Origin of the sequence: Herbinix luporum, assembly GCF_900070325.1 — a bacterium.
In the GTDB taxonomy this organism is placed as follows: domain Bacteria; phylum Bacillota; class Clostridia; order Lachnospirales; family Lachnospiraceae; genus Mobilitalea; species Mobilitalea luporum.
The window spans coordinates 55,229-71,679 of the sequence record NZ_LN879430.1 but is presented as its reverse complement, the minus strand read 5'-3'; the positions used below and the strand labels follow the sequence as shown (position 1 = coordinate 71,679).

At 33.9% G+C, this 16,451-nt stretch carries 18 protein-coding genes and 1 tRNA gene; 10 read left to right on the top strand and 9 right to left on the bottom strand.

The window, feature by feature from the left end; translation table 11 throughout:
* Positions 1 to 160: 160 nt before the first annotated feature.
* Positions 161 to 231: transfer RNA gene (locus SD1D_RS00335), tRNA-Gly, on the top strand.
* On the opposite strand, the gene SD1D_RS12075 is transcribed toward SD1D_RS00335, so the two are convergent.
* From SD1D_RS12075 to SD1D_RS00325, 3 genes are all read right to left on the bottom strand, one after another.
* Positions 223 to 411 (bottom strand): hypothetical protein, encoded by a 189-nt coding sequence (locus tag SD1D_RS12075; protein WP_157893074.1) that lies wholly within the window; start codon positions 409 to 411, stop codon positions 223 to 225. The genes SD1D_RS00335 and SD1D_RS12075 overlap by 9 nt on opposite strands.
* A 352-nt stretch (positions 412 to 763) precedes the next feature.
* A complete protein-coding gene (locus SD1D_RS00330) occupies positions 764 to 2,824 on the bottom strand; it encodes a glycoside hydrolase family 9 protein (protein ID WP_058257086.1) in 2,061 nt (686 codons plus the stop codon).
* Positions 2,825 to 3,056: 232 nt separating this feature from the next.
* Positions 3,057 to 3,428 (bottom strand): hypothetical protein, encoded by a 372-nt coding sequence (locus tag SD1D_RS00325; protein WP_058257085.1) that lies wholly within the window; start codon positions 3,426 to 3,428, stop codon positions 3,057 to 3,059.
* 234 nt (positions 3,429 to 3,662) lie between these two features.
* Between SD1D_RS00325 and SD1D_RS00320 the strand changes: the two genes are divergently transcribed.
* From SD1D_RS00320 to SD1D_RS00305, 5 genes are all read left to right on the top strand, one after another.
* Entirely contained in the window at positions 3,663 to 4,184 is a 522-nt protein-coding gene (locus tag SD1D_RS00320) for a cysteine hydrolase family protein (RefSeq protein WP_058257084.1), read from the top strand.
* Positions 4,185 to 4,194: 10 nt separating this feature from the next.
* Positions 4,195 to 4,992 carry a hypothetical protein gene (locus SD1D_RS00315; protein ID WP_058257083.1) on the top strand — a complete coding sequence of 266 codons (798 nt, stop codon included), beginning with the start codon at positions 4,195 to 4,197 and terminating at the stop codon, positions 4,990 to 4,992.
* Positions 4,993 to 5,033: 41 nt separating this feature from the next.
* A complete protein-coding gene (locus SD1D_RS12070) occupies positions 5,034 to 5,177 on the top strand; it encodes a nicotinamide phosphoribosyltransferase domain-containing protein (RefSeq protein WP_157893073.1) in 144 nt (47 codons plus the stop codon).
* A gap of 132 nt (positions 5,178 to 5,309) precedes the next feature.
* Complete coding sequence (locus SD1D_RS00310) at positions 5,310 to 6,194, top strand: NUDIX hydrolase (protein WP_058257082.1); 885 nt, start codon at positions 5,310 to 5,312, stop codon at positions 6,192 to 6,194.
* Positions 6,195 to 6,389: 195 nt separating this feature from the next.
* Positions 6,390 to 7,313: a DUF3137 domain-containing protein gene (locus SD1D_RS00305; protein ID WP_058257081.1), complete on the top strand. Its 924-nt coding sequence runs from the start codon at positions 6,390 to 6,392 to the stop codon at positions 7,311 to 7,313.
* An 89-nt stretch (positions 7,314 to 7,402) separates the two neighbouring features.
* On the opposite strand, the gene SD1D_RS00300 is transcribed toward SD1D_RS00305, so the two are convergent.
* Complete coding sequence (locus tag SD1D_RS00300; RefSeq protein WP_058257080.1) at positions 7,403 to 7,798, bottom strand: zinc ribbon domain-containing protein; 396 nt, start codon at positions 7,796 to 7,798, stop codon at positions 7,403 to 7,405.
* A 171-nt stretch (positions 7,799 to 7,969) separates the two neighbouring features.
* Here SD1D_RS00300 and spoIID point away from each other — a divergent pair, with 171 nt between their 5' ends.
* Positions 7,970 to 8,941: a stage II sporulation protein D gene (spoIID, locus tag SD1D_RS00295; protein ID WP_058257079.1), complete on the top strand. Its 972-nt coding sequence runs from the start codon at positions 7,970 to 7,972 to the stop codon at positions 8,939 to 8,941.
* A gap of 35 nt (positions 8,942 to 8,976) precedes the next feature.
* On the opposite strand, the gene SD1D_RS00290 is transcribed toward spoIID, so the two are convergent.
* Positions 8,977 to 9,678 carry a 5'-methylthioadenosine/adenosylhomocysteine nucleosidase gene (locus tag SD1D_RS00290; RefSeq protein WP_058257078.1) on the bottom strand — a complete coding sequence of 234 codons (702 nt, stop codon included), beginning with the start codon at positions 9,676 to 9,678 and terminating at the stop codon, positions 8,977 to 8,979.
* 411 nt (positions 9,679 to 10,089) lie between these two features.
* Between SD1D_RS00290 and SD1D_RS00285 the strand changes: the two genes are divergently transcribed.
* On the top strand, positions 10,090 to 10,338 hold the full coding sequence (locus SD1D_RS00285) for a TIGR03905 family TSCPD domain-containing protein (RefSeq protein WP_058257077.1): 249 nt from the start codon (positions 10,090 to 10,092) through the stop codon (positions 10,336 to 10,338).
* A complete protein-coding gene (locus tag SD1D_RS00280; protein ID WP_058257076.1) occupies positions 10,335 to 11,399 on the top strand; it encodes an undecaprenyldiphospho-muramoylpentapeptide beta-N-acetylglucosaminyltransferase in 1,065 nt (354 codons plus the stop codon). The genes SD1D_RS00285 and SD1D_RS00280 overlap by 4 nt, the downstream gene beginning before the upstream one ends.
* A 77-nt stretch (positions 11,400 to 11,476) precedes the next feature.
* Here the strand turns inward: SD1D_RS00280 and SD1D_RS00275 are convergent, their stop codons facing one another.
* Positions 11,477 to 11,890: an HIT family protein gene (locus tag SD1D_RS00275; protein ID WP_058257075.1), complete on the bottom strand. Its 414-nt coding sequence runs from the start codon at positions 11,888 to 11,890 to the stop codon at positions 11,477 to 11,479.
* Between the two features lie 127 nt (positions 11,891 to 12,017).
* Here SD1D_RS00275 and SD1D_RS00270 point away from each other — a divergent pair, with 127 nt between their 5' ends.
* Positions 12,018 to 12,731, top strand: coding sequence for a sensor histidine kinase (locus tag SD1D_RS00270; RefSeq protein ID WP_058257074.1), 714 nt, complete (start codon positions 12,018 to 12,020; stop codon positions 12,729 to 12,731).
* Positions 12,732 to 12,737: 6 nt separating this feature from the next.
* Here SD1D_RS00270 and SD1D_RS00265 read toward each other — a convergent pair whose 3' ends face one another.
* Genes SD1D_RS00265 through glpK form a run of 3 tightly spaced genes read right to left on the bottom strand, consistent with a single transcriptional unit; the run spans position 12,738 to position 16,333 of the window.
* On the bottom strand, positions 12,738 to 13,733 hold the full coding sequence (locus tag SD1D_RS00265; RefSeq protein ID WP_058257073.1) for an SCP2 sterol-binding domain-containing protein: 996 nt from the start codon (positions 13,731 to 13,733) through the stop codon (positions 12,738 to 12,740).
* Between the two features lie 3 nt (positions 13,734 to 13,736).
* Positions 13,737 to 14,822, bottom strand: coding sequence for a rhomboid family intramembrane serine protease (locus SD1D_RS00260; RefSeq protein WP_058257072.1), 1,086 nt, complete (start codon positions 14,820 to 14,822; stop codon positions 13,737 to 13,739).
* A 17-nt stretch (positions 14,823 to 14,839) separates the two neighbouring features.
* Positions 14,840 to 16,333, bottom strand: coding sequence for a glycerol kinase GlpK (gene glpK, locus SD1D_RS00255; RefSeq protein WP_058257071.1), 1,494 nt, complete (start codon positions 16,331 to 16,333; stop codon positions 14,840 to 14,842).
* Between the last annotated feature and the right edge of the window lie 118 nt (positions 16,334 to 16,451).

Genomic DNA, 16,451 nt, shown 5'->3' with positions numbered 1-16,451 from the left:
TTAATTTAATTATTCCTAAGTCATTACATGGATAAATAATTTTCTTTTTAAAATTAACATTCCGACTTATTTTATTAATATTTCCATTTCAAAATTTTTTAATCCTAATACAATACATATTCTTGACTTTTTTTATCAAAGTTATAAAATAATTTTGTAAGCGGATATAGTTTAGTGGTAAAACACGAGCTTCCCAAGCTTGGGATGCGGGTTCGATTCCCGTTATCCGCTTAAATAAAAACAAGGTACTACGCTGTTTTGAGGTGTAGTACCTTGTTTTTTAACTGTAAGCCATAAAAATTGAAAACTGCAAGAAAAAGCATGAGCCCTCTGGCGAAATGCCTTTTTCTTGTCAAGCCTTGCCATGTTTTTGGCAAGGCTTTGTTCGACGGTGAATTGATGGTTTTGCAATTTGCTTCACCCAATCCCTAAATTATTTGACCAGGTGCACCATCAAATATATATATATTCCATCAGATTTAACTTATGAAAACCCAACACTTAAAAGGATACATTTTATAAATATTTCAAGTGTTTTACCCTGTTCCAACTCCGATTCTCAATTTGTAAATGTATAATCAATAACCTTCTTACATTTCCCGACCATATTTAAACCGTCTGTAATAAATAAGAGCTTACAAAGTTCTTTTATTTATTGATTCACGCTATCCACATAAGTAAAAAGGAGTCATATTACATGCAAAACATATTATATGACTCCTTTTTTACTTTTAAGATTGTAGCATTAATATATTATATTAATTTATTTCAATAATATCTTTTTTAATTGTGCAAAATCAATTGCATCAACAAATCCATCTTGATTAAGATCAGCATTTTTTATTGATATGGTATCTTCATCCATACTTAGCAGGTATTTTTTGAGCAGTCCTAAGTCAATTGCATCTATCACACCATCTGTATTTACATCACCATATAGAATTTCTTCTTCTCCAGATGGGTCAACTCCATATACCTTAACATTCTTTTTATAGATAGGTATGTTATCTATTTCTTTATATGTATTAGTTAGCTTTGAAGTTGAATGGTCATTGGAAGAATCCCAAACTTTACCCTGATAATTGTAGATGGCAAATTGCACATAAGTTCTTGCATATAATTTTTCATCAGGGAAGGATATTTCTACATAATATATATTATTGTCTTTATCCCAAGGCATAACAGAAGAAATCTTAGCATTTGCTTGGGAATAATATATTTGGGTAGAGAATTTACTCGGATCAATTCCTACAGAAGCATACTCTGATAGGTCAAGGAAAAACTTAACGGTTAAGTCATCTTCATATTGGGGAGGTGATGTTGCAATATTATATAAATTAAGGTCAATAACAACTCCCTCATTACTGGTCTTGTATAGCTTTGCTTCGGTATAGTACTTTGTAGGTTCCCACTCAATGCCAGGTACTTCTTCCGGCACCTGACCTTGTCCAAAATATTTGGACATTCCTGCCAAGGCACCAACCAGCCCTGCATTATAATCTAGTCCTGTTTCCGTATAAACATACTCATTAATATCGTCAATATATTTGTCATTGATATCTGCTCCTCCCACAAGAGCACCATAGAGAATGTGTCTCATACCTGCATCTTTCTTTTCATCGGCAGGTGGTCCCTCTAGCATTCCGTTTGCAGCCCGATGATGGGGGTATTTTGGATATTTATCTCCAAAACCAACCACATAGGACATATTATTTGGATTTTTTCCTAGGATATAATCAATCTGGCTCTTTGCAAAGTCCAGATACTTCTTTTCTCCTGTTTCCTTATAATAAACAAGCTGTACAAAACTTTCCGCCGCAGGATACTTACATACTCCCCAACTGTCAAGATATTTTAAACCTCCAGGAGTAGTTCTAATTCTATTTTGCCAGTAATCCATATGATCTTCTGCAATTCTTCTATATTTGGGATTGTCTGATAAAGTGGCAAGCTTTACAAATACTCCTGTCAAAACATAATCCCAGCAATGGGTCCAGTGGTCGTTAAACATATTATCTCCACCGATATTTTTCTCAGCCATAAGTTTATCCACATTATCCATATAGGTCTTGTCACCGGTTGCTACATAAAGCCAAATGGATCCCCACATTAATTCATCCCGATAATCACTGGGCAGATAATAGCTTTGGCCCTTACTATTTCCCCTATAGGTCATACCAAAGTTATATAAGTCCTTAGCATATGTTAAGCATTTTGCCGCATATTCCGAATCCCTGTCCTTATAGATTATGGACATGATTGCCAAGGCTGCCGCGGCATCTCCAGCCACATCTGATCCGGGATTAGAAGGTGTTGCTACATAATAAGTAGGTCTGTCATAGGTCTGAAGTTCAGGGGGACCCCAGTATTGATGATCAACATCACCGTCCCCTACTTGATAATAAAATGTTGTCTTGTTAGGGAAACATTTCATAAAGTAGTCGCAAAAATGCTTTAGGATATTTAGCATATACACATCCTGGCCCTTTTCAATAAAAGTGTCTTCAAATTCATAATATGCCCAGGCAAGGGTAGAGGCTGAAGCACATTGGGGTAAGCCAAATTTCACATGATCTCCGCAATCATGAAATCCCCCTGTAAGGTCAAGCCCTACATCCTTTCCATCTTCGATGTGGCAGGGGCCACGCCACTTAATTCTGTTATTTCCCGCATCCGGTCCGCACCAGTTTGCCTCGTAGAAAAGAATAGATTTTGCAAATGCATCAACATAGTTGAAGTCCTGATTGTCTGCTGCCATAACAGGCTGTGGTATAACCCCAACCATAATTATGGCAGATAAGATAAATGCCATAACTCTTTTCATAGTACGCCTCCTTAAAATTGATATTTTTTGGTATATTTTTACTCTTTTCAAGTTCTATCATATAATATTTAACATAATTTTACAAGTATTCTTTACTGTATTTTACATTTTATTTCTCTACTATTTGTCCATAAAAAAACAGTAGCCCTTTAAAGAGCTACTGCTACTTTTTATATTATACCTAACCCAGTCTGACTAATCACAATCAGACATTTTCTTATGATTTTGAATATTAATTTTCTTTAGAAAATAGCATTTTTAAAGTTATAGCTGCTCCCCCAAAGATAAATATCAGCATCAATAAATACTCATACAAATTTCTCCTATGAAATACAAAACGGGTTCCTGCAATTATTGAGACTAATATAATGATTAAGCCAAGTACTGTAACAATCTTAGCAACTATGGAATCAGGATTAGCAAACATCCAGCATATTCCGACGATAAAAGGAACTATAACAAGACCCCCAGAGTTTATATGACCAATTCTAAAATTATAAAATCCTGTAGTAACTGTAACACTTGACATAAACCAATATAGACCTACAACCAGCATTACAATTCCTGCTATAAACTTAAGAAGACTATTATTACCCTTTTTCACACTACCACCCCTATTTATTTATTAACTTATATAAAAATTATACAAGATAATTTGACATATTACAACCAAATATACCCATTGCAATATTTAAAGCTTTATTACCAATTATAAATATATTAAAACATTTTGCATATTATTTTAAAAAATTACCAATTTATCTTGACATCTTATTATCATAATAATAATATCATCTTAATATTAAGTCTGTATTAATTATAAGGAGGTAGTAATTATATGAAGAAAGTATTGGTTGTTGTTGATATGCAAAATGATTTTATTGATGGGGCCTTGGGAACAAAAGAAGCCGTAAGCATTCTACCTAATGTAAAAAGAAAAATAAAGGAATACAAAGATGCAGGCCATACGGTTATATTTACAAGAGATACCCATGATAAAAACTATCTTCAAACTCAAGAAGGCAAAAACTTGCCGGTTGAACATTGTATAAAAGGTACCCATGGCTGGGCTATATCTGACCAATTAGACACCGCAGGTTCTCTTATTATAGATAAACCCACCTTTGGTTCCCTTAGCTTAATGTCTGTAATAACAACTAATTATCAAGATGCAGCGTTTGAATTAGTCGGTTTATGTACTGATATTTGTGTTATTTCTAATGCCATTATGATAAAAGCCTTTCTACCGGAAGCAAAGGTAAATGTTGATGCAGCATGCTGTGCCGGTGTTACACCAGAAAGCCATAGAAATGCTCTTAAAGCCATGAAAATGTGTCAAATTAATATTCTTAACGAATAGGGGTTATAAAATGATACAAATTAACGGTCAAAAAATTAATATAAATCATTATCCCGATGGCTCTTTGCTTTTAAAGTTAGCCATTTATGGTGATAAGCTAGAAATACAGTGGTTTTATAAAAATGATGCCGAATTATTTGTCCTAATATGTGCCGTAAAGCATTTAAGAAGGATTAATCCCGGGGCTAATATTTCTTTATATCTGCCTTATATTCCCCACAGCAGGATGGATCGTATACATAAAGACTGTGATGTGTTCACACTAAAATATTTTGCAGATATTATTAATAGTCTGGAATTTGATAAAGTTACCGTACTAGATCCTCACTCTAGCGTCAGTATAGCACTAATCAATAATATCCATATCCTTAGTCCCCTACCCTATATTAAGCATACTATGGATCTTATTTTGGATATGGAAGGACAGGCAGCTTTGCTTTATTATCCTGATTCTAATGCTGCTAAGAAATATAGCGAAATTATACCCCTGCCTTATTGCTTTGGTAATAAAAAACATAATTGGGATAATGGTGAGATTACAGGACTTGATATTATCGATAACTCCAATATTATTGCAGATCGTAATATTTTAATGATAGATGATATCATCTCCTACGGAGGATCCATGTATTATTCGGCACTGGCCCTAAAAAAGTTAGGCGCAAAAAATATCTATGCCTTTGCCAGTCATGTGGAAAACAGTATTTTAGAAGGCAACTTAATTGAAAGCGGATTAGTCAGTAGAATATATACTACAAAGAGTCTGTTTACCGGTAATCACAGTTTAATTAGTGTAATTCAATTATAACTAATTATGGATTATGCTATTTATTGCAAAGGGGAAATTATATGAATACAATACCGCTACTATTATGTGATTTTTATAAAACTGTTCATAGTGAACAGTACCCAAAAGGGCTTACCAAAATAGTTTCATATTTTACACCTCGAATGTCTAGGCTAATAGGTGAAGATAAGCTTATTATGTTTTAGAGCCTGTATTTAAAGACGGTGTCTGATTAAAGAATACACTCTTGCTGATATACGAAATAGATTAGATGCCAATTCAGGTAGTTTCTAAAACAAAAGATAAAACATTGTACTTAAATTTAGGAGGTCCTTATAATGAAAGAAACACATAACATAAGTGAAAGGGATTATTTAGACTCATATAGTATAAATAATTATGACAGGCCTTCCATAGCCACAGACATGGTGGTATTTACAATCAAAAGTGAAGATGCCAAAAATTATCGAAAACTATCTCAAAAAGAACTGGCCCTTTTATTAATCAAACGGGGAGAACATCCCTTTAAAAATCAGTGGGCTCTTCCCGGAGGTTTTGTGCGACAGGGAGAAACATTAGAAGAGGCAGCTTGCCGTGAATTAAGGGAAGAAGCAGGGGTAACTGACATTACCCTAACCCAGCTCCATACCTTTAGTGATATAGACAGAGATCCCAGAGGCTGGATTATATCTTGTAGCTTTATGGCCCTGGCCCAAGAGGAACGCTTTCGGATAAAAGCCGGTACCGACGCCATTGAGGCTGATTGGTTTTATGTAAAATTTGAAAAAATAAAAACTGAAAGTGATAATCTAGTTCAAGGTAAAATTACTAAAAATATTTATCAGCTAACTTTAAACGGTACAGAATCTAAATTAAGTGCTCTGATAGAAGAGAGAATTCAATATACATCAAAAAAAATAAATACCGAGTATATTATACTAAAATCAGAAGATATTGCTTTTGACCATAGTAAAATTATTGCTTATGCCATTAACACTTTACGTAAAAATATTAATAATGTTATGTTTGCTTCCCAGCTTCTTCCGGAATATTTTACTCTTACAGATTTACAAACTGTATATGAAAAGATATTAGGAAAAGAATTGGTGACAGCAAACTTTAGACGTAAAATATCTGACTATGTAATAGAAACAGGGCAAAAGGTTAAAGGAGCCGGTCATAGACCATCAAAATTATATAAGTGTAAATTTGAAGCCTTTTAATTTTCTCCACTTATAAAAACAATGCTGATACAATAATATAAAATAGTAGCCACTATAGGCTCTTTATAAAATTAATGTTAAATATTAGTGTTAAATATTAAATATTGTTTAAATTTGTCCTTATGTTCTTGCATATTATCTCATTTAATGTATAATTATGTATAATTAATTTGTCTTGTTTGAAATGGGATGAGCATGAAGAAAGATAAAATTTCATATTTAGAAAAGCTACGGAAAAAAGTACTTACTCATTTAATAATTATCATTGTAGCTTCCATCATTGTTGCTATAACTATAGGAATCATAGTATCTCCAAAGGTTAAAGCTATAAATATTGTATTAGTCATATTCATAATTTCTGGTCTTGTAACCTATTTTCTTTTAAACTTAATAACCGGATATAAAAAGAAGTTTAAAGACTATAAAGCTTATTATAAAAAACTAATGGTAGAAGAACCATTTCAAGAGACATTTGGTCATGTAAATTTTGATTATAAAAAAGGGATAGATAAAGATACCATAAAAAATACTGGTATAATGTCCTTGGGAAACCGTTATTATAGCAATGATTACTTGCAAGGTTCATACAAAGGTGTCCGTTTTGAACGGGCAGATATAAAAATTCAAAATCGTGTTTATACCGGTAAGCACTCTTTTACTGTTACATATTTTAATGGTAGATGGATTACCCTGGAGTTTGACGGAAATTATAATTTTAATTTGCAGATTATCGGAAAGGGTTTTAAACATGCATCAACCAAAAGTAGTTTCTTTAGAAAAAAAGAATGCCGTAGGAGTAAAATTGAGTTAGAAGATAAGGTTTTCAATGAATTATTTACTGTATATGCTCAAAGTGACCATGAGGCAAAATATATATTAACACCGGAATTTATTGACACCCTAAAGAATATGTTTTATGCAATTGACGGCAACTTTATGCTTGGCTTTATAGATAACAAGTTACATGTTGCTATTAATACCAATAAAGATGCCATGGAACCCTCCTTAATTAAAAATCTATATACTACTATTGACGTGCAAAAAGAAATTAAAATAATTATTAATATAATTGAAAAGATAAAACCTTCCTTGTATTTACAATTTAAATGGAATTTATAATGCCCCATATTATTACCCTATCAAGTCTACTGGGTATATTAAATAAAAAACCACCGGTACTACTACTTGTAATACCGGTGGCAATTTTTTTAACTTCTTTTTATAAATTCGTTTCTACATTTAGGACAAGTAATCATAATCTTTCCTTTTCCCTTAGGTACCCGTATCTTTTGCTTACAGTTAGGACAAGAATATATACGATATACTTTTCTTTGCTTAAACATATACTTTTGCTTATGCAACAACTTCTTAAGCTTATTCATATAAGCAAGATACAAGTTATTTTCCCTATATCGTCTGTCTATATTTCTTGAAAAAATTCTATAGTATCCGTATAGGATAGTCATTAAAGATATTATATAAAAAAAGTCCCTTAAATAAAACCTAGATATAACTAATAAAATTAAAGCCAGTGCAAATATAAACCTGCTTAAAGCATCTATACCGTAACGACCCATCATAAATTTTCTTAATTTATCCTTCATAATAATCCTCCTATAGTATCAAATCTTATATCTCTTAATTACTATAGTCAATTAATCTTTTCTTTCTTTTTATTAAAAAAATATAAACTGCTTCTGATTGCCTCCCATGTTACATACATAAACAACCTTATTCTTAATATAATATACCAATACTATTATTGTGGGGCGATTATGAAAAAAATTTTGTATAAGGTTGTAGCCGTCAGTATCTTGGTACTGCTACTTCCTTTTATAATGACTCTTATATTTTCAAATAATAATAAAAGAAATCATTCTTTAGCTTTAGAAGCAATGGGTTTAAATATCTACTATGAAAAAAACGGTACAAGGCAAAAATTAGATTTTGATCAATATTTAATTGGTGTTGTGGCTGCTAATATGCCCTCCGGTTATAATATAGAAGCTTTAAAAGCTCAGGCAGTAGTTTCAAGAACATATGCCCTTTATAACATTTCTCTCCTTACTGAAGATAACCCTAATAAAAAAGAATTTACCACTTCAGAGTTGGGATTGTCATATATAAGTCCGGAAGAAATGGAAACTTATTGGGGTAGTGAAAATTATTTAAAAAACTTCACTAAATTAGAAAATTGTGTCTATGGTACCAAGGATGAGGTTATAGTCTATAAAGATAGTCTGATACTACCTGTGTTTTTTGGTACCGGGACAGGATTTACAAGAAACGCCCATGAAGCATGGGGTGTAGATTTGCCTTATCTAATCAGCGTACCCAGTAAAGACGATGTAACCTCAATCCATTACTTAAAGATAACGGAATATGCCCCGGAAGAACTTATAGGACTGCTAAAGCAAGCATATCCCTCTTTTGAAAGCGGAGAAAAAACAATTTTTGAAGACATAATAATATCCGGCCGGGATAGTACCGGCTATGTAACAGAAATAAAGCTTGGCAATATATCCTTATCGGGTGAAGAATTTGCAAGAACCTTGGGGTTAAATTCAAATCATTTTTATATTGAGGACTATGAAGGTAAAGCCCGGATTATTTGCACCGGTGTAGGCCACGGCGTAGGCTTAAGTCAATATGGGGCCAATGCCATGGCAGAGCAAGGCATATCTTACGATAAAATCTTGACCCATTATTATACCGGTGTCAAAATAATTAATTTAGATAATACATAAATTAATAGGGATTGTTCTATGAACAATCCCCTTTCTTAATTAATCTTCTTAATCAAAGCCCTAAGTAACTTAACAGTATTATCAATGGCAATTTTCTCAAATTCTGTATAGTCCATCTCTGCACTATGATCAGCCTTATCAGAAATGGCACGGATAATTAAAAAAGGAATCTTATTAAGATAGGCAGCCTGGGCAATAGCCGCGCCCTCCATCTCAGTACAATATCCGTCAAAGGTTTTGATAAGCCATTCTTTTTTCTTAGAATCAGATATAAATTGATCCCCGCTTACAACTCTTCCTGTATAAACACCTAAAGAAGGAAGCACCTCTTTACATACACTTTTAGCTAGATTTAGCAAATCATTATCTGCTTTAAATATGGATGCCTCCATCCGGGGAATAACCCCAAGCTCATAACCAAAACCCCTTGCATCTACGTCATGTTGCAAGGCATCCGTGGAGATAACAATATCGGCTATATTTATTTCATTTCTAAGGGATCCTGCTACCCCAGTATTTATTACAAGATCAATATCATATAGGTCCACAAGAATCTGAGTACAAATAGCCGCATTTACTTTTCCAATACCGCTTCGAACCACAACCAATGGTGAACCTTCAAAACTTCCTTCATAAAAATCCATAGAAGCAATATTCTTAATCTTAACCTCCTGCATCATTTCCTTCAGTCGGTTAACTTCCTCATCCATTGCTCCGATTATTCCTATCTTTTTCATAAAGTTCCTCCAATAAAGTCATTTTAGTATATATATTCTAATCTTACTATATCAGAATTGCAATGCAGATTAAAATTAAATATAAGTTATTACTCTTTCCATCTCTTTAATGGAAATATCAGAGAAGCTGCATTTTTTATTGCCCAGTTTTTATAAAAACCTCCAATAAAAATCTAAGGTAGATTCTACCACATTAAAACATATTATACCATGCACTTTTCAATTATTCAAACGCTTGTTTGTATAGATTTGAAATAAATAACATGTTATACTCTTAAAAAGTATTTGCAAAAATTAATTTTGTAAGATAAAATGTAGTCGATTATGTATGGTAATGGACATGGTACATAAATTACTTAACTAAAAAATCCATGTACGATATGATTCAATCTAAAGAAAGGGTGTGATTCCATGGTATACAAGACCTCAGGGGTTTGCTGTACTGAAATTCATATCGACATAGAAGATAACGGAATCATTAAATCTGTTCAATTTCATAAGGGTTGTGCGGGAAATGCCAGCGGCTTGTCCCGACTCTTAGTAGGAATGAAAGTAGATGACGTTATAGAAAGACTTATGGGAACCACCTGCGGAAATAAAGCCACTTCCTGCCCAGATCAGCTGGCTAAAGCCTTAATGAAATGGAGGTCTTCAAAATGAAGCGTATTGTTTTAACCGGCGGTGGTACAGCAGGTCATGTTACCCCATGTATTGCTATGTTGCCGGCTCTAAAAAAAGAAGGCTATGATATTCACTATATCGGATCCTATAAGGGTATCGAACGGAAACTTATTAAAGAATACGATATTCCTTACTACGGTATTTCTTCGGGTAAACTAAGAAGATACTTGGATTTAAAAAACTTTACCGATCCCTTTAAGGTTTTAAAAGGATATTTTGAGGCTTATAAAATTCTTAAAAAAATTAAACCGGACATACTCTTTTCAAAAGGAGGCTTTGTAACTGTTCCGGTGGTTTTGGCCGCTAAAAGGTGTAAAATCCCTATTATTATTCACGAATCTGATATGACACCGGGTCTTGCCAATAAAATTGCAATTCCTGCTGCCCAAAAGGTATGTGTAAACTTCCCGGAAACCATGAATCATATTCCTCAAAAAAAAGCTGTTCTTACCGGTACTCCCATACGTAAGGAGCTTTTCTCCGGTAATAAGATAAAAGGCTTGGATTTTTGCGGTTTCACAGCCAACAAACCGGTTATATTGGTTATTGGCGGCAGTTCCGGGTCCAAGGTAATAAATGACGTGATAAGGGGTATGCTTCCTACTCTCTTAAGGGATTTTCAAGTTGTTCATCTTTGTGGTAAGGGAAACCTTGATCCGAAACTAGACAACCTAGAAGGATATGCCCAATTTGAATATATTAAAAAAGAGCTAAGTGACTTATTTGCTGCTGCAAACCTTGTTATATCAAGAGCCGGAGCAAATGCCATATGTGAAATACTAGCTCTGAAGATTCCTAATATATTAATTCCCTTAAGCCTAAAAGCCAGCAGAGGAGACCAAATCCTCAATGCAGAATCTTTTGAATCCCAAGGCTATTCCTATGTAATTAAGGAAGAAGATCTTAGTGTCAGCAGCCTAATGGAAGCAATTCAAACTGTTATAAATAACAAACACAGCTATATTGAGGCTATGAAGAAAAGCAAGCTTAATGATTCTATAGATGTAATTATGAACTTAATTAAAGAGACCCAATTATAAAATGATTAAATTTTAAGAGCCATTTATATTCCTACACAATGTTATAGTCCTTGTGTAGGAATACAATGGCTCTTTAATTAACTAATATGTCTTGCAATTTTATCGGCAAGTTCTTTTGCCTCACCATCTTTATATTGGCCCGGTGTCCATGTTATTTTAACTTTATCATCATGGTATCTTGGTATCAAATGAAAATGTATATGGAAGACGCTTTGTCCCGCAGCTTCACCATTGTTCTGAAGAAGATTAATACCGTCACATTCAAGTTCCTTCTTCATTGCCTTAGCCACTTTTTTCGCTACTATCAGTAGCTTATTTGCAAAATCATCCTCTAATTCAAAAAGGTTGGCAAAGTGCTTCTTGGGAATTATAATGGCATGTCCTTTGGCTGCCGGGGATATGTCCATAATTACCTTAAAAGCTTCGTCCTCATATAGCACTGATGATGGAATATCTCCACTTATAATCTTACAAAAAATACAGTTGTCCATAAAATCCCTCCTATTATAGTTCATCATGTTTTAATTGCAATTTTTAACATTCTTTGATAATATTATATTGGCGTTGTAAAAATTTTCAAAGAATAGGGTATATATTCAAACCCGGAAAGGAGACTGTATGAACCAAGAAATAAACCCTATTACCGAAGAGGCAATTCAAGCAATAATGGAAAAACACAAAAGGACAATTTCAATGTTTATTCATGAACTTAGAAATCCCTTATCACTTATTAAAGGGACACTTCAGTACATAGAGATGAAACATCCCGAAACTAAGGATTATAAATATTGGAATCAGATATTCGAACTTATTAATGATATGGAGAAGATGATATCTGATGCTTCCCTCCTAAACTCCTGTACAACCCTTAATATTCAAGAAAGTAATCTTTTAAGTTTAATACAGGATTTGGTAGATAATTATATGCCTCAAGCGGTTAATCAAAAAAAGCAACTTTATATTAAAGCCTCTCCGGAGTGTGAACAAAGTATTTCTTCCTACCCCTGTGATGCTACTAAGATAAAGCAGGCAATATCCAACCTTTTAAAAAATGCCTTAGAAGCAACAAATGAGGGTAATTATATAGAAGTACTTATAAATATTGACTCCACCAGTGCTCATCCCTTACTATCTATACAAATAAATAATAATGGCAAGCCCATCCCTGAGGATGAAATAGATGAAATCTTTAAACCTTTCGTAACCCATAAAAAAGGCGGAACCGGTATAGGCCTTGCTTTAGCCAAATTCATTATAGAAAATCATTTAGGAAGTATTAGGGTTTCTTCCTCTGATGCCTTAACCAGCTTTACTATACTTCTGCCCCTATAAAATTATTTATTTAAAGGAAAATACCTGATCGAAGCTACGAAGAGTTTTAAAATTTCCTTTTGCCGTAAGTTTTCCGGACATAAAGGCTCCTTGGAAGGTGATTTTCCCAAGAATTAGACTATTCATTACTTCCCTGCTTGTTTTTGCAATAACATCTGCATCGGCTTTTTTGCCGTAATAGCAATTTAGCATACTTCCGTCAACCTCAACTACCAGGGTTTTATTAATATCCGTAAGGTCAATTGCATAGGAGGCTTTAAAATCTTCCATGGGACAAAAATTTTCTTTTAAATTTGGAATAAATTCTTGATAGCTATCGTTATCCCCTGCACCCTCCAACATTTCCTTGTAAATCCTGGTAAGCTCCTCTATATCTTGTTTTTGCTTTTTTACATATACATCATCGGAGGCATAAATGGAAAGTTGCTCACTTTCTTGAGGAGTAAGTATCATAGAATTGCTTTTAAGCAAATTCTGCCTAATTACTATATTACTGGCAGGAAGCATCCTTCTTTCTTGATTTATAACCCTATAAAAGGATTCTGCTTTCTTTTCAATAGTTATAGCATACTCCCGATTTGTTTCAAATTCTAAGTAATCTTCTACGTAAGCTGATAAACCGTCATAGGTGACTCCCCCAAGCATACCCCAAGCCTGTATTAGGGTTAGTTGAGCTTCTCTTTCTCCATAGGTGCTGGCCGTAACTACCGGTAGCATGTATAACTTTTCTATTTTCTCCTTATCTCCATATAGCCAGCAAGCATCTAAAAATTGCTGCATTAAGCCTCCTATTCCCATCCATTCTACAGTGGTGGCCAGTATTACACCATCTGCATCCTTTAATGTTTTAGGAAGCATAGCAATGGAGTTTTTCTCTTCATACAAATTATATCTGCTGACATCGACCCTTAACTCTTCTAGCACTTCGGTCAGCTTATTAATTACATATATGGTAGGATCCTCAATTAAACCCCTTCCCCCATAATATATATTAATTTTCATATATTAATCTTCCTCCTGTCCGCTTTGGTATGTATAACCGCCCTTAGCCTCCATTTGCCTTTTTGGTTTTCCATATAAAAGAAAGGCTAAAATTACTCCTCCTATAAAGCCACCGATGTGAGCTACGTTATCAATATTGGCATTAGCAACTCCACCGTAAAGACTAAATACAGTAAATAAAACTATCTGTATGCTACTGGTGTTCTTTACACGACCTTTATTAATTAAGAGAATATATCCCATAGCTCCAACAATACCAAAAATGGCACCGGAAGCTCCTATGGACATTACAAATTCTCTTTTTAGCATATTATAGCTGATAGAAGAAAGACCTGCAATGATGCCGGAACCAAAATAAATAATCAAATACTTAATTTTACCTACGGCCCGCTCCAGATTATCTCCTACAAAAAACAAAACCAGCATATTATTTGCTAAATGTTCAAAATCAGAATGTAGGAACATGGAGCTTAGTATTCTGTAATGTTCCCCCTTCTCTTTTATTAAGTACCAAGAGAGGGCCCCCCTATGCAATACAAAATCAGTTTCACCTAAAATACTAGTATGATGGACAAGCAGATAAATAATAATGTTTATTACAATAAATAAGGTGTTAAATAATGTTATCCATTGTACCTTACGGTTATCGTCCTTATAATATCCCTTTTTATTAATCCCAGTATCATAAGATAGGTCATGGATAATATCTTCGACTATGCTTATTAATTCTGAAAAATATGGAGATTGATTTTCATAAACAATAAGCTGCCTATTCCATAAATCAATAATAAAATGATCATCCTCTTCTAGGCAGTATTGCTTAGCTTTCTTAGGCATGGCTGTAATAATAAGCCCTAAAAGATGTATATCTGAAAAACCAGCCTGAGTAAAATGATTTTTAACATTATTAATTATTAACTTATATTCTTCAACGGTTATTTCCTTTCCCGAAATAACACGAAGAAGCAGAACAATATCTGTACTAAAAGCATCCGCTCGATAAAATAAATCCATATTGCTAATCTTTATATTTAGCTTTAGATACCCTTGATCGGCCAGTTGTTTTATTATACCATCTTCTATCTTCATGATATTATTATCCTATCCTATTCTTTTTCCCAGTTAAAAGATCTATTAACGGCCTTACGCCAACCTTTTATAAGTTCCTCTCTACTTTTTTCGTCCATATTAGGTTCAAAGGTTTTAGATAAAGCCCAATTTTTCTTTATTTCCTCTTTATCCTTCCAAAATCCAACAGAAAGACCTGCCAAATATGCTGCACCTAAGGCTGTGGTTTCAATACATTCAGGTCTTAGTACCTGAGTATTTAAAATGTCGGCTTGAAACTGCATTAAAAAGTTATTAACACTAGCCCCTCCATCTACTCGTAAGGTTTTTAAGCTTCCATCTAAATCGCTCTCCATAGCTTTAATTACATCATATGTCTGATAGGCTATGGATTCTAGTGTGGCACGGATAATATGCTCTCGGTTACAGCCTCTGGTAATACCTACAATAGCTCCCCTAGCATATTGATCCCAATAAGGTGCTCCAAGTCCTGTAAAGGCCGGTACTACATAAATACCATTTGTATCATTTACTTCATATGCATATTTTTCGCTTTCAGAAGCAGTATGGATAAGTCTTAATTCATCCCTTAACCACTGAATAGCCGCTCCGGCTACAAAGACACTGCCCTCTAATGCATAAATGACTTTATCATCAGTACAGGCTGCTATTGTTGTAAGTAGCCCCTGCTTTGATTTAACCACTTCTTCTCCTGTATTCATCAATAAAAAGCAACCGGTTCCATAGGTGTTTTTAGCCTCTCCTTTTTCAAAACAACATTGGCCAAATAAGGCTGCCTGCTGATCTCCTGCTGCCCCTGAAATTGGAATCTCTTCTCCAAAAAGTGATTTGTCTGTATATCCATAAGTATAACTTGAGGGCTTAACTTCAGGAAGCATGGAATAAGGTATATTAAGCTCTCTTAATATTCTTTCATCCCATTTAAGCTTTTTTATGTCAAACATCATAGTTCTTGAAGCATTGGTATAATCTGTTACAAAAACTTTACCCTTGGTCAAATTCCAAATCAACCATGAATCAACGGTTCCGAATAATAGATTCCCTTTTTCAGCTTCTTTTCTTGCCCCCGGTACATTATCCAATATCCATTTGATTTTTGTAGCTGAAAAGTAAGCATCAGGAATAAGGCCTGTGGTCTCCCTTATATAAGGTTCTAAACCTTTTTCCTTTAATTCATCTATCATATCAGATGTTCTTCTACACTGCCAAACTATAGCATTATATATGGGCTGCCCAGTGTTTTTATTCCATATAATTGTAGTCTCTCTTTGATTAGTTATGCCGATAGAGGCTATTTCACCTGCCTCTATACCTAGCTTAGCCATGGCTTCGGTTGCAACAGATATTTGAGAAGACCATATTTCCATAGGATTATGCTCTACCCATCCGGCTTTAGGATATATCTGGGTAAATTCTTTGCCTGCCATGCTTTTTATTTTTCCTGATTTATCAAAAATAATACAGCGAGAGCTGGTTGTCCCCTGATCCAATGCCATCACATATTTTTTCATTTTATTACCCCCAATTATCATTACTCAAATATTATTATTATTGTAACATTCCTAACCTGACATTTACAATACATATAAATGACAAAAAAGTGATGTAAAGTACCCTTATTAATTCTAT

What these genes read in the sequence shown, in the direction of transcription:
- SD1D_RS00330 (WP_058257086.1), bottom strand. Translation starts at nt 2,824, where the DNA reads ATGAAAAGAGTTATGGCATTTATCTTATCTGCCATAATTATGGTTGGG.
- SD1D_RS00320 (WP_058257084.1), top strand. Translation starts at nt 3,663, where the DNA reads ATGAAGAAAGTATTGGTTGTTGTTGATATGCAAAATGATTTTATTGAT.
- SD1D_RS00315 (WP_058257083.1), top strand. Translation starts at nt 4,195, where the DNA reads ATGATACAAATTAACGGTCAAAAAATTAATATAAATCATTATCCCGAT.
- SD1D_RS12070 (WP_157893073.1), top strand. Translation starts at nt 5,034, where the DNA reads ATGAATACAATACCGCTACTATTATGTGATTTTTATAAAACTGTTCAT.
- SD1D_RS00310 (WP_058257082.1), top strand. Translation starts at nt 5,310, where the DNA reads ATGAAAGAAACACATAACATAAGTGAAAGGGATTATTTAGACTCATAT.
- SD1D_RS00305 (WP_058257081.1), top strand. Translation starts at nt 6,390, where the DNA reads ATGAAGAAAGATAAAATTTCATATTTAGAAAAGCTACGGAAAAAAGTA.
- SD1D_RS00300 (WP_058257080.1), bottom strand. Translation starts at nt 7,798, where the DNA reads ATGAAGGATAAATTAAGAAAATTTATGATGGGTCGTTACGGTATAGAT.
- spoIID (WP_058257079.1), top strand. Translation starts at nt 7,970, where the DNA reads ATGAAAAAAATTTTGTATAAGGTTGTAGCCGTCAGTATCTTGGTACTG.
- SD1D_RS00290 (WP_058257078.1), bottom strand. Translation starts at nt 9,678, where the DNA reads ATGAAAAAGATAGGAATAATCGGAGCAATGGATGAGGAAGTTAACCGA.
- SD1D_RS00285 (WP_058257077.1), top strand. Translation starts at nt 10,090, where the DNA reads ATGGTATACAAGACCTCAGGGGTTTGCTGTACTGAAATTCATATCGAC.
- SD1D_RS00280 (WP_058257076.1), top strand. Translation starts at nt 10,335, where the DNA reads ATGAAGCGTATTGTTTTAACCGGCGGTGGTACAGCAGGTCATGTTACC.
- SD1D_RS00275 (WP_058257075.1), bottom strand. Translation starts at nt 11,890, where the DNA reads ATGGACAACTGTATTTTTTGTAAGATTATAAGTGGAGATATTCCATCA.
- SD1D_RS00270 (WP_058257074.1), top strand. Translation starts at nt 12,018, where the DNA reads ATGAACCAAGAAATAAACCCTATTACCGAAGAGGCAATTCAAGCAATA.
- SD1D_RS00265 (WP_058257073.1), bottom strand. Translation starts at nt 13,733, where the DNA reads ATGAAAATTAATATATATTATGGGGGAAGGGGTTTAATTGAGGATCCT.
- SD1D_RS00260 (WP_058257072.1), bottom strand. Translation starts at nt 14,822, where the DNA reads ATGAAGATAGAAGATGGTATAATAAAACAACTGGCCGATCAAGGGTAT.
- glpK (WP_058257071.1), bottom strand. Translation starts at nt 16,333, where the DNA reads ATGAAAAAATATGTGATGGCATTGGATCAGGGGACAACCAGCTCTCGC.